Below are 13,336 nucleotides of genomic sequence, written 5' to 3' on the forward strand. Positions count from 1 at the left end.
GTGCGAAATTTGATTCTTGTTGGACCGATGGGGGCTGGAAAAAGCACCATCGGCCGGTTGCTGGCCAAAGAGCTGCGCCTGCCATTCAAAGATTCCGATAAGGAAATTGAATTGCGCACGGGCGCCAATATCCCTTGGATCTTCGATAAGGAAGGCGAACCGGGTTTTCGTGATCGCGAGCAGGCAATGATTGCCGAGCTGTGCGATTGCGACGGTGTGGTGCTGGCGACAGGCGGGGGCGCGGTTATGCGCGAAGCCAATCGTCGGGCACTGCATGCCGGTGGGCGGGTGGTTTATCTGCATGCGTCAGTCGAGCAGCAGGTCGGCCGCACGTCCCGCGACCGCAATCGGCCATTGCTGCGCACCGCCGATCCGGCCAAGACCCTGCGGGATCTGCTGGCGATCCGCGATCCGCTTTATCGGGAAATTGCCGACCTGGTGGTCGAAACCGATGAGCGGCCGCCACGAATGGTCGTACTCGACATTCTAGAGCGTCTGCAGCAGTTGCCACCCCGTTAAAGCGCCGCGCGAAATGCGCTATCCTCGGCGTCCCGCCATGACCGTTCGAGGTTGTGGCGGATGGCTACCGAACGGCGTCACACCAGCAGAGGCCGTGGATATTCGTTAACTCAAGGCAGTACGCCTGATTCCATCTTCACTGTGGGGACACATGCAGACACTCAAGGTCGATCTAGGCGAGCGCAGCTACCCGATTCATATTGGCGAAGGTTTGTTGGATCAGCCCGAGCTGCTGGCCCCGCACATTCGCGGACGGCAAGTAGCGATCATCTCCAACGAGACTGTTGCGCCGCTCTATCTCGAGCGTCTGACCCGCAGCCTGGCGCAGTTCTCGGTGATTTCCGTGGTACTGCCCGACGGCGAAGCCTTCAAGACCTGGGAAACCCTGCAACTGATTTTCGACGGTCTGCTGACCGCCCGGCATGACCGCCGCACCACGGTGATCGCCCTTGGCGGCGGTGTGATCGGTGATATGGCCGGCTTTGCCGCCGCCTGCTACCAGCGCGGCGTCGATTTCATCCAGGTTCCGACCACGCTGCTGTCGCAGGTCGACTCCTCGGTGGGCGGCAAGACCGGGATCAACCATCCGCTGGGCAAGAACATGGTCGGCGCCTTCTATCAGCCGAACGTGGTGCTGATCGATACCGCCAGCCTCAATACCCTGCCGGCGCGCGAGCTGTCCGCCGGGCTGGCCGAAGTCATCAAGTACGGGCTGATCTGTGATGAGCCGTTCCTGACCTGGCTCGAAGACAATGTCGATCGCCTGCGCAATCTGGACCAGCAAGCCCTGACCTATGCCATCGAGCGTTCCTGTGCGGCCAAGGCGGCAGTGGTCGGTGCCGATGAGAAAGAGACAGGCGTTCGTGCCACCCTGAACCTAGGCCACACTTTTGGCCACGCCATTGAAACCCACATGGGCTATGGTGTGTGGCTTCATGGTGAGGCAGTGGCTGCTGGCACCGTAATGGCGCTGGAAATGTCCGCGCGCCTCGGCTGGATCAGCGAGCAGGAACGCGATCGCGGCATTCGTCTGTTCCAGCGTGCGGGGCTGCCGGTCGTTCCGCCAGAAGAAATGACAGAAGCCGATTTCCTCGAACATATGTCCATTGACAAAAAAGTGATCGACGGTCGTTTACGCCTGGTGCTGCTGCGCCACATGGGTGAAGCGGTGGTGACCGACGATTATCCGAAAGAGGTTCTACAGGCCACGCTGGGGGCAGACTACCGCGCCCTGGCTCAGCTTAAAGGTTAATAAGAACACAATGACTAGTTTGCATGCCGACGAGGCCTTCCTCGGCCATTACCAGTTGAGTCATGACCCTTTTGCTCCACGGGTGCCTGGCTTCAAATTTTTCCCGGCCCAGCGCAAACCCGTGCTGGGACAACTGCATCACCTGGCCCGTTACAGTCAGTTGCTGCTGGTGGTCACTGGCCCAGAAGGCAGTGGCAAGACCCTGTTGCGTCAGGCTCTGGTCGCCAGCACCAACAAGCAATCGGTACAAAGCGTGGTGGTTTCTGCCCGCGGTGCCGGCGATGCGGCCGGGGTATTGCGTCAGGTGGCCCAGGCGTTGAACGTCGGCCAGGCTGATGCCGACGCTATTCTGGCCCAGGTGGTGCAGCTTGCACTGACCGGGCAGGAAGTCTATCTGCTGGTCGATGACGCCGAACAACTCGACGAGTCCGCCCTTGAGGCTCTGATGGTCCTGGCTGCCGGTGCGCCGGAAGGCCGCCCGCATGTGTTCCTGTTCGGTGAGACCTCGCTGATTGCTCAGCTTGAGGCTTTGCATCTCGAGGAAGAGCGTTTCCACGTCATCGAGTTACAGCCCTACACCGAAGAGGAAACCCGCGAATATCTGGAGCAGCGGCTCGAAGGCGCTGGTCGCGGTATCGAACTTTTCACCGCGGATCAGATCTCTGATATTCACGAAAGCTCCGAAGGTTGGCCTGGCAGCATCAATCAGGTCGCCCGCGATGCAATGATCGAAGCCATGATCGCCAGCCGCTCAGCGGTCAAGCGTCCAAAAATGGGGTTCAATATGCCGAAGAAACACGTGTTGGCGATTTCCGCCGTGGTCGTGGTCGCGGTAGCTGCCGCCTGGTTGATTCCAGGTCGCAACAAGGCACCGACCACCGGTGCGCCGGCCAATGAACAGGCGCAACTGCCGCTTGGCCAGGGTCAGCCAACAGCGAATGGCGGCGCTCCGGCCGTAGAATTCGCTGGCAACACGCAGCCGATGCCATTGCCGTTGGTCGGTAACTCGCAACCGGTGATGCGCGGTCCGCTGGCTGAAGCGGCAGGTGGCATTACCGAAGGTGACGACGGGGTGCCGGTTGAAGGCTCCAGCGCCACTCCGCCGACCGTGACCACCACTGCGCCGCCTGTGGGCGTTCCTGCCGGCCCTGCGCCGACACCAGCGGCCAAGCCGACGCCTGCGCCGACTCAGGTCGCCACCGCCAAGCCAGCGCCTGTACCAGCGCCTGCTCCAGTGGCCAAGCCTGCACCAGCGCCAGCCAAGCCAGCCGTTGCTGCGGCGGCCAAGCCTGCCGAGAAACCGGCTCCGGCGGCCAAGGCCGCTGGCGGCACCTGGTACGCCGGACAGGCACCGGGTAACTATGTAGTGCAAATCCTCGGCACCAGCTCCGAAACCGCCGCACAAAGCTTCGTCAAGGAGCAGGGCGGCGAGTACCGTTATTTCAAGAAAGTCCTCAATGGCAAGCCGCTCTACGTGATCACCTACGGCAACTTCGCCAATCGTGATGCAGCCGTTTCCGCCATCAAGGCCTTGCCAGCGAAGGTTCAGGCTGGTAAACCTTGGCCTCGCACTGTCGCCAGCGTCCAACAGGAACTGGCAACAACTCGCTGAAGATTCGGCGGCCTTACCCAGGCCGCCTCTCCAAGCACCTCAAAATTTCTACAAGTGCGCGCAACCTTCCGGGCTGCGTGCCTTGTGGTGTCTGCGTCACAGTAGTCTTTGAGTCGTTGCGGTCAGAATTAAAAAAAGTTTTGACTAGCACAGCAGATCGCTTTAAACCTTTCACAAATGCGACATAGATTTGCGACATTTCGTCGTCAAATTTGTGAGCCTCTGTGTCGGTGTGTACAATGACCTCCCTTTTGCCCCCGCAAAGCCGGCGTACGTTCGGCGCGGTTGGTAAGTGGTTGAATTGAAAAGAAATTTGCTTCGCGAGAAGCAGCCTGGTGAGAAAGTGTCTATGAAAGCAGGTCTGTACCAACCAGATGAATTCAAGGATAACTGCGGTTTCGGCCTGATTGCCCATATGCAGGGCGAGCCCAGTCATACCCTTTTGCAAACGGCCATCGAGGCCCTGACCTGCATGACCCACCGCGGTGGGATTAATGCCGACGGCAAGACCGGTGACGGTTGCGGTCTGCTGATTCAAAAGCCGGACGTGTTCCTGCGAGCCATCGCCCAGGAAACCTTCGGCGTCGAAATGCCCAAGCAATACGCTGTGGGCATGGTTTTCTTCAACCAGGACCCAGTCAAGGCCGAAGCCGCTCGCGAGAACATGAACCGCGAGATCCTGGCCGCCGGTCTGCAACTGGTCGGCTGGCGCAAAGTGCCGATCGACACCAGCGTCCTCGGTCGCCTCGCCCTTGAGCGCCTGCCGCAGATCGAGCAAGTGTTCATCGGTGGTGAAGGCCTGAGCGATCAGGACATGGCCGTCAAGCTGTTCACCTCCCGTCGTCGCTCGTCCGTGGCCAATGCCGCCGACACCGACCACTACGTCTGCAGCTTTTCCCACAAGACCATCATTTACAAAGGCCTGATGATGCCGGCGGACTTGACCGCCTTCTATCCGGACCTGAGCGATGAGCGCCTGCAAACCTCGATTTGCGTGTTCCACCAGCGCTTCTCCACCAACACCTTGCCGAAATGGCCACTGGCTCAACCGTTCCGCTTCCTGGCGCACAACGGCGAGATCAATACCATCACCGGCAACCGCAACTGGGCCGTGGCTCGTCGCACCAAGTTCACCAACGACTTGATGGACCTGGAAGAACTCGGCCCGCTGGTCAACCGCGTCGGTTCCGACTCCTCGAGCATGGACAACATGCTGGAGCTGATGGTCACCGGTGGCATCGACCTGTTCCGTGGCGTGCGGATGATCATTCCGCCTGCGTGGCAGAACGTCGAGACCATGGACCCGGATCTGCGTGCGTTCTACGAATACAACTCGATGCACATGGAACCGTGGGACGGCCCGGCCGGCGTGGTAATGACCGACGGTCGCTACGCGGTGTGCCTGCTCGACCGTAACGGTCTGCGTCCGGCGCGTTGGGTCACCACCAAGAACGGTTTCATCACCCTGGCTTCGGAAATCGGCGTCTGGAACTACCAGCCTGAAGACGTGATCGCCAAGGGCCGCGTTGGCCCGGGCCAGATCTTTGCCGTGGACACCGAAACCGGTCAGATCCTCGACACCGATGCGATCGACAACCGTCTGAAGTCCCGTCACCCGTACAAGCAATGGCTGCGCAAGAATGCCCTGCGCATCCAGGCGACCATGGAAGACAACGACCACGGTTCGGCGTTCTACGACGTCGATCAGCTCAAGCAATACATGAAGATGTACCAGGTCACGTTCGAAGAGCGCGATCAGGTGCTGCGTCCGCTCGGCGAGCAAGGCTACGAAGCCGTAGGCTCGATGGGCGACGACACGCCGATGGCCGTGCTGTCCCAGCGCGTGCGCACGCCGTACGACTATTTCCGCCAGCAGTTCGCGCAGGTGACCAACCCGCCGATCGACCCGCTGCGTGAAGCCATCGTCATGTCGCTGGAAATCTGCCTCGGTGCCGAGCGCAACATCTTCCAGGAGTCGCCGGAACACGCCTCGCGCGTGATCCTCAGCTCGCCGGTCATTTCTCCGGCCAAGTGGCGCTCGCTGATGAACCTCGATCGCCCAGGCTTCGAGCGCGCGATCATCGACCTCAACTACGACGAAAGCGTCGGCCTCGAAGCGGCAATCCGCAACGTGGCCGATCAGGCTGAAGAAGCCGTGCGCGCCGGTCGCACCCAGGTTGTGCTGAGTGACCGTCACATTGCTCCGGGCAAGCTGCCAATCCACGCTTCCCTGGCTACCGGCGCCGTGCACCATCGCCTGACCGAGAAAGGCCTGCGTTGCGACTCCAACATCCTGGTGGAAACCGCGACCGCTCGCGATCCGCACCACTTCGCCGTGTTGATCGGTTTCGGCGCCTCTGCCGTTTATCCGTTCCTGGCCTACGAAGTGCTGGGCGACCTGATCCGTACCGGTGAAGTGCTGGGCGACCTCTACGAGGTGTTCAAGAACTACCGTAAAGGCATCACCAAGGGCCTGCTCAAGATCCTGTCGAAGATGGGCATCTCGACCATCACCTCCTATCGCGGAGCACAACTGTTCGAAGCGATCGGCCTGTCCGAGGAAGTCTGCAACCTGAGCTTCAAGGGCGTGCCGAGCCGCATCAAGGGTGCGCGTTTCGTCGACATCGAAGCCGAGCAGAAAGCGCTGGCCACCGAAGCCTGGAGCCCGCGCAAGCCGATCCAGCAGGGTGGTTTGCTGAAGTTCGTCCACGGTGGCGAGTACCACGCCTACAACCCGGACGTGGTCAACACCCTGCAAGCCGCTGTGCAGCAGGGCGACTACAGCAAGTTCAAGGAATACACGTCGCTGGTGGACAACCGTCCGGTGTCGATGATCCGCGACCTGCTGAAAGTCAAAACCCTCGACACTCCATTGGATATGAGCGAGATCGAACCGCTGGAATCGGTGCTCAAGCGCTTCGACTCCGCCGGTATCTCCCTGGGCGCCCTGTCGCCGGAAGCTCACGAAGCCCTGGCCGAAGCCATGAACCGCCTCGGTGCGCGTTCCAACTCCGGCGAAGGCGGCGAAGACCCGGCGCGTTACGGCACCATCAAGAGCTCGAAAATCAAGCAGGTGGCGACCGGTCGTTTCGGTGTAACCCCGGAATACCTGGTCAACGCTGAAGTACTGCAGATCAAGGTTGCCCAAGGCGCCAAGCCAGGCGAGGGCGGTCAACTGCCAGGCGGCAAGGTCAACGGCCTGATCGCCAAGCTGCGTTATGCAGTGCCGGGCGTGACCCTGATTTCGCCGCCGCCGCACCACGACATCTACTCGATCGAAGACTTGTCGCAGCTGATTTTCGACCTGAAACAAGTCAACCCGCAGGCGCTGGTCTCGGTGAAGCTGGTAGCGGAAGCGGGCGTCGGCACCATCGCCGCCGGCGTGGCCAAGGCCTACGCGGACTTGATCACCATCTCCGGTTACGATGGCGGTACCGGTGCATCGCCGCTGACCTCGATCAAATACGCGGGCGCTCCGTGGGAACTCGGCCTGGCCGAAACCCACCAGACCCTGCGTGGCAACGACCTGCGCGGCAAAGTCCGGGTACAAACCGACGGCGGCCTGAAAACCGGCCTCGACGTGATCAAGGCGGCAATCCTCGGCGCTGAAAGCTTCGGCTTCGGCACTGCGCCAATGATCGCCCTGGGCTGCAAATACCTGCGCATCTGCCACCTGAACAACTGCGCCACCGGCGTCGCGACCCAGAACGAGAAGCTGCGCAAGGATCACTACATCGGTACCGTCGACATGGTGGTGAATTTCTTCACCTACGTCGCCGAAGAAACCCGTGAGTGGCTGGCCAAGCTGGGCGTGCGTTCCCTCGAAGAACTGATCGGCCGTACCGATCTGCTGGAAGTCCTCGAAGGCCAGACCGCCAAGCAGCATCACCTGGACCTGACTCCATTGCTGGGCAGCGACCACGTGCCGGCGGACAAGCCGCAGTTCTGTGGCGTTGAACGCAACCCGCCGTTCGACAAGGGCCTGCTGGCCGAGAAAATGGTCGACATGGCCACTTCGGCGATCAACGACCTGAGCGGCGCCGAATTCGACCTGGATATCTGCAACTGCGACCGTTCCATCGGCGCGCGGATCTCCGGCGAAATCGCGCGCAAGCACGGTAACCAGGGCATGGCCAACGCGCCGGTCACGTTCCGCTTCAAAGGCACGGCCGGGCAGAGCTTCGGCGTGTGGAACGCCGGCGGCCTGCACATGTACCTCGAAGGCGATGCCAACGACTACGTCGGCAAGGGCATGACCGGCGGCAAGCTGGTGATCGTTCCGCCGAAGGGCAGTGTCTACCGCACTCAGGACAGTGCCATCATTGGCAACACCTGCCTGTACGGCGCCACTGGCGGCAAGCTGTTTGCCGCCGGCACCGCGGGCGAGCGTTTCGCCGTGCGTAACTCCGGTGCCCACACCGTCGTGGAAGGCACTGGCGATCACTGCTGCGAGTACATGACCGGTGGTTTCGTCTGCGTACTGGGCAAGACCGGTTACAACTTCGGCTCTGGCATGACCGGCGGTTTCGCCTACGTGCTCGACCAGGACAACACCTTCGTTGACCGGGTCAACCACGAACTGGTGGAAATCCAGCGGATCAGCGGCGAGGCGATGGAAGCCTACCGTAGCCACCTGCAACGCGTGCTGAACGAGTACGTCGAGGAAACCGACAGCGAGTGGGGTCGTGAACTCGCCGAGAACCTCGATGATTACCTGCGCCGTTTCTGGTTGGTCAAGCCGAAGGCTGCCAGCTTGAAAACGTTGCTTTCCAGCACCCGTGCCAACCCGCAGTGATATGCGCCTGAAGAGTTTGATGAGGTTTTAAAATGGCTGAACGTCTGAATAATGACTTCCAGTTCATCGAGGTCGGGCGCAAGGATCCGAAGAAGAAACTGTTGCGTCAACGCAAGAAAGAGTTCGTGGAAATCTACGAACCCTTCAAACCCCAGCAGTCGGCCGACCAGGCCCACCGCTGCCTGGGTTGCGGTAACCCGTATTGCGAATGGAAGTGCCCGGTGCACAACTTCATTCCCAACTGGCTGAAACTGGTGGCCGAGGGCAACATCCTCCAGGCCGCCGAGCTGTCGCACCAGACCAACACCCTGCCGGAAGTCTGCGGCCGGGTGTGCCCGCAGGACCGTCTGTGCGAGGGTGCCTGCACCCTCAACGACGGCTTCGGCGCGGTGACCATCGGTTCGGTGGAGAAGTACATCACCGACACCGCGTTCGCCATGGGCTGGCGCCCGGACATGTCCAAGGTCAAGCCGACCGGCAAGCGTGTCGCGATCATCGGTGCGGGCCCGGCGGGCCTGGGTTGTGCCGACGTGCTGGTGCGCGGTGGCGTGACCCCGGTGGTGTTCGACAAGAACCCGGAAATCGGCGGTCTGCTGACCTTCGGTATCCCCGAGTTCAAGCTGGAAAAGACCGTGCTGAGCAATCGTCGCGAAGTTTTCAGCGGCATGGGCATCGAGTTCCGCCTCAACACCGAGGTGGGCAAGGACGTGACCATGGAGCAACTGCTCGAAGAATACGATGCCGTATTCATGGGCATGGGCACCTACACCTACATGAAGGGCGGTTTTGCCGGTGAAGACCTGCCGGGCGTGTACGACGCCCTGGACTTCCTGATCGCCAACGTCAACCGCAACCTTGGCTTTGAAAAGTCGCCGGAAGATTTCGTCGACATGAAAGGCAAGAAGGTTGTGGTACTCGGCGGCGGCGACACGGCGATGGACTGCAACCGTACGTCGATCCGCCAGGGCGCCAAGTCGGTGACCTGCGCCTATCGTCGTGACGAAGCGAACATGCCGGGCTCGCGCAAAGAGGTGAAGAACGCCAAGGAAGAAGGCGTGAAGTTCCTCTACAACCGCCAGCCGATCGCCATTGTCGGTGAAGACAAGGTCGAAGGCGTGAAGGTGGTCGAGACCCGTCTCGGCGAGCCGGATGCCCGTGGCCGTCGCAGCCCCGAGCCGATCCCGGGCTCCGAAGAGATCATCCCGGCCGACGCCGTGGTTATCGCCTTCGGTTTCCGTCCGAGCCCGGCACCGTGGTTCGAACAGTTCGAAATCCAGACCGACAGCCAGGGCCGCGTGGTGGCGCCTGAGCAAGGTCAGTACAAGCACCAGACCAGCAATCCGAAGATCTTTGCCGGTGGCGATATGGTTCGCGGTTCTGACCTGGTGGTGACGGCGATCTTCGAAGGCCGCAATGCGGCTGAAGGGATCCTGGATTATCTGGGCGTGTAACCACTTTCCAGAAATGGAATGCAGTCCAAATGTGGGAGCGGGCTTGCTCGCGAAGAGGGAGTGTCAGTCGACAGTTTTGTTGCCTGACACACCGCATTCGCGAGCAAGCCCGCTCCCACAGTTGTTTCGTGGTATTGCGAAAACCGCGTTTACATTGCGACAAATTGACCTGATAGACAAAAGGCTGACCTGCATCCGTGCCTTTTGCGTCGCGCTCTGAGAAAATGCCCTCACTTTTTTTCCGGATGCCGACATGACTGCCCTGAAGAACGACCGTTTCCTGCGCGCCCTGCTCAAGCAACCCGTAGACGTCACCCCCGTGTGGATGATGCGTCAGGCCGGTCGCTACCTGCCTGAATACCGCGCCAGCCGTGCCAAGGCCGGTGATTTCATGAGCCTGTGCATGAACCCGGCGTTCGCTTGCGAAGTCACGATGCAGCCGCTCGACCGCTATCCACAACTGGACGCGGCGATTCTCTTCTCCGACATCCTGACCATCCCCGATGCCATGGGCCAAGGCCTGTACTTCGAAACCGGTGAAGGTCCGCGCTTCAAGAAAGTCGTCAGCACCCTGGCCGACATCGAGGCCCTGCCGATTCCTGATCCGCACAAAGACCTGGGCTATGTGATGGACGCGGTCAGCACCATCCGCCGCGAACTGAACGGCCGTGTGCCGCTGATCGGCTTCTCCGGCAGCCCATGGACACTGGCCACCTACATGGTCGAAGGCGGTTCGTCGAAAGACTACCGCAAGACTAAAACCATGCTCTACGACAATCCGCAAGCCCTGCACCTGCTGCTGGACAAGCTCGCGCAGACGGTCACCAGCTACCTCAACGGCCAGATCATGGCCGGTGCGCAAGCGGTGCAGATCTTCGACAGCTGGGGCGGCGCCCTCTCGGCGGCGGCGTACCAGGAGTTCTCCCTGGCCTACATGAAGAAAATCGTCAGCGGCCTGATCCGCGAGCACGAAGGCCGCAAGGTGCCGGTGATCCTGTTCACCAAGAGCGGCGGTCTGTGGCTGGAAAGCATCGCCGACGCTGGTGCTGATGCACTGGGCCTGGACTGGACCTGCGACATCGGCAGCGCCCGCGCCCGTGTCGGCGACAAGGTCGCACTGCAAGGCAACATGGACCCGACCGTGCTCTACGCCAAGCCGGAAGCCATCCGCGCGGAAGTCGGGCGTATTCTGGCCAGCTACGGCAAGGGCAGCGGCCATGTGTTCAACCTCGGCCATGGCATCACGCCGGAAGTCGATCCGGAACACGCTGGCGCCTTCCTGCGCGCGGTGCATGAGTTGTCGGCGCAGTATCACGAATAGCGATTGCCCGTTTCGACAAAGCCTGTCCCGCCTCGTGCCGGACAGGTTTTTTTGTGCCGTTCAAAAGCTCAATCGATAAAGCATCACTTGTTGTAAGAATGTTTTCTTTCTTTGTCGGATCGAGGAATGGAGAGACTGTTCCTGCCTCGTTCGGCGATTACTCCTACATAGAATTTTCTTCCACCCCCGTAAGGTTCCAGGCCCTTGTCCGGCGTATCGCCGAACAATCACGAAGTGAACAGGGGCGCCCACAAGGCGCCCTGTTTTCGATAAGCAGTCTGGAATACATCATGAAAATCAAGTTTGAAAAGAGAAGTGCATTAACCGCCTGCACTTCATCGATGATCCTGTTATCGGCAATGCTGGCCTCTCAAACCGTTTCCGCCCATGGCTATCTGGAAGTGCCGCCTTCGCGCGCGCTGGCTTGCCAGAAAGGCTTGAACACCAACTGCGGTGGCGCCCAGTACGAGCCGCAGAGTGTTGGTGAAACCTTCAAAGGCTTTCCGGCCGGCGTCGGCGGTGCTCCCTTGCAGGGACCGGTCGATGGCAAGATCGCCAGCGGTGGTCACTCGCTGTTCTCTGCCATGGATGCGCAGTCCGCCACCCGTTGGCACCTGACGGAAATCAAGGACCGCAACATCGATTTCCAATGGCGTTACACCGCGGTTCACCCAGCCACCAAGCACGAGTATTTCATTACCCGCAACGGCTGGAACCCGAATGAGTCGCTCAAGCGCGCCACCTTTGAAAGCACGCCGTTCTGCACCGTCGACGGCGGCAATCAGCGTCCCGAGTCCAGTGACAAGCACAACTGCACCCTACCGGCAGACAAGTCCGGCCATCACGTCGTCCTGGCCATCTGGACTGTCGGTGACACCGATGCAGCGTTTTACAACGCGGCAGACGTGAACATCCTGGCCGAACCGGATCTGCCGGGTGGCTGGTCCTCAGTGGGCAGCATTGCACCATCAGCCGCGTTGCTGGTGGGCGACAAGGTCAAGGCCCGCGCGTTCTCCGCCAATGGCGAGAGCCCGGACTATAGCGTCGAAATCAGCATCGACAACGCTGAAGAAGGGTCGCCGCAAAACTGGTCGTTCAAGCTGGCAGAAAAAATCAACCAGACCCACACCCTCGTTCGCGCCGGTATCCGTGACGAGAGCGGTAATGTCGAGCCGGTCAAAGGCGCCAACAGCCTTTACGCACAAAAAGAAAGCGGGGTAGTCCGCTACGAAGTGCAGCTGGACATGAAGGACGACGCCGCTGCGCGCATGTCGGTGGCCTCGCAGCAAGCCGAATACGTTCTGGATAAAGGCCGGGCCAAGGTCGAGTTCAGCATGACCTCGAACCGTCCGATGAACGTCGAAGCGACCTTGCTCGACCAGAACAACAAGCCGGTAGGCACCACGTCGGCACAAGTGGCCAGCGGCTCCACCTGGCTGTCCATGGATGTACGCAGCAACCCGGGTGCGCACACCCTGACCCTGGTCGGCACCACCCTGGATGGCCGCACCACCCGTCAGGACACCCAGACCACCCAACTGACTGGCGAAGGTGCCGGCGTCGAATACGATTTCGTGTTCCCTGAAGGCCTCGGCGACTACACCGCCGGTACCAAGGTTCTGCAACCGAAGACCAACGAAGTCTTTGAGTGCAAGCCATTCCCCGAGTCGGGTTACTGCAAGCAGTACAGCCCCACAGCCAACGGTTTTGAACCAGGTGTCGGTGCTCACTGGCACATGGCGTGGAACAAGTTGTAAGTCCCCCTTGTAGCACTTCAGGCGATCGGTAGCCGATCGCCTGAAGCTTTATTCTTCTGACGTTGATCGAGTTGAAAATGACTGTTTCGGGTTATTCCAGACAGCGCGTGCTGCTGCATTGGTTGTCTGCCGCGGTGATCCTGTGGACCTTGCTGTCTGGTTTTCTTGTGGCCGGTTTCGAGGTGTCAGCGCACATCAAGGAGTCGGTTGCGTTCTTCAATGTTTCGCTGACGACAGTGTTCATACCGTTTTACCTGTGGCGCCTGTTTCTGTTTTTCACTCATACCCGTTTTTCGGGCATGAAGTCGTTGTCGCTTGTCGAAGTGCTCGCATTGTTTGCCCACGCATTGATTTACCTCTTCGTCGGTGCCGTTCTGGTGACCGGCGTGTTGATGATGGATCGCCCGATCGATGTATTCGGGGTGATCGAGATCGATCAGCCGTTAAGCGATCCACAACTGATCGCTCTGTTCGTCACGGTTCACACGTGGGTATGTGTGGTGCTGTCGCTGCTGCTGGTCGCGCACATCGGCGCCGTCATCGTGCATGAGGCCTGCAACCACCGGGTGCTGCGACGGATGTCTTTGCGCCTGTGTGGCAAGCCTGGGTCCGGGCGACTTGAGTGAGGC

The 13,336-nt window shown here is 60.4% G+C and carries 8 protein-coding genes; all 8 read left to right on the top strand.

The features are described 5' to 3' along the window. Positions 1-519 carry a shikimate kinase AroK gene (gene aroK, locus KGB20_RS17350; protein ID WP_057712350.1) on the top strand — a complete coding sequence of 173 codons (519 nt, stop codon included), beginning with the start codon at positions 1-3 and terminating at the stop codon, positions 517-519. A 151-nt stretch (positions 520-670) separates the two neighbouring features. Then, on the top strand, positions 671-1,771 hold the full coding sequence (gene aroB / locus KGB20_RS17355) for a 3-dehydroquinate synthase (RefSeq protein ID WP_057712349.1): 1,101 nt from the start codon (positions 671-673) through the stop codon (positions 1,769-1,771). A 10-nt stretch (positions 1,772-1,781) separates the two neighbouring features. Further along, positions 1,782-3,383: an AAA family ATPase gene (locus tag KGB20_RS17360; protein ID WP_090452681.1), complete on the top strand. Its 1,602-nt coding sequence runs from the start codon at positions 1,782-1,784 to the stop codon at positions 3,381-3,383. 349 nt (positions 3,384-3,732) lie between these two features. Next, positions 3,733-8,178: a glutamate synthase large subunit gene (gene gltB / locus KGB20_RS17365; RefSeq protein WP_090452683.1), complete on the top strand. Its 4,446-nt coding sequence runs from the start codon at positions 3,733-3,735 to the stop codon at positions 8,176-8,178. A gap of 32 nt (positions 8,179-8,210) precedes the next feature. Continuing rightward, entirely contained in the window at positions 8,211-9,629 is a 1,419-nt protein-coding gene (locus KGB20_RS17370) for an FAD-dependent oxidoreductase (RefSeq protein ID WP_007997363.1), read from the top strand. A 253-nt stretch (positions 9,630-9,882) separates the two neighbouring features. Then, a complete protein-coding gene (gene hemE / locus KGB20_RS17375; protein WP_057712346.1) occupies positions 9,883-10,950 on the top strand; it encodes a uroporphyrinogen decarboxylase in 1,068 nt (355 codons plus the stop codon). Between the two features lie 290 nt (positions 10,951-11,240). Further along, positions 11,241-12,707, top strand: a complete 1,467-nt coding sequence (gene gbpA / locus KGB20_RS17380; RefSeq protein ID WP_154910318.1) for an N-acetylglucosamine-binding protein GbpA — start codon at positions 11,241-11,243, stop codon at positions 12,705-12,707. Positions 12,708-12,784: 77 nt separating this feature from the next. After that, on the top strand, positions 12,785-13,333 hold the full coding sequence (locus tag KGB20_RS17385; protein ID WP_154910319.1) for a cytochrome b: 549 nt from the start codon (positions 12,785-12,787) through the stop codon (positions 13,331-13,333). The last annotated feature ends 3 nt before the right edge of the window (positions 13,334-13,336 follow it).

Source organism: Pseudomonas sp. BF-R-30 (assembly GCF_019956175.1).
GTDB classification, from domain to species: Bacteria; Pseudomonadota; Gammaproteobacteria; order Pseudomonadales; family Pseudomonadaceae; genus Aquipseudomonas; species Aquipseudomonas jessenii.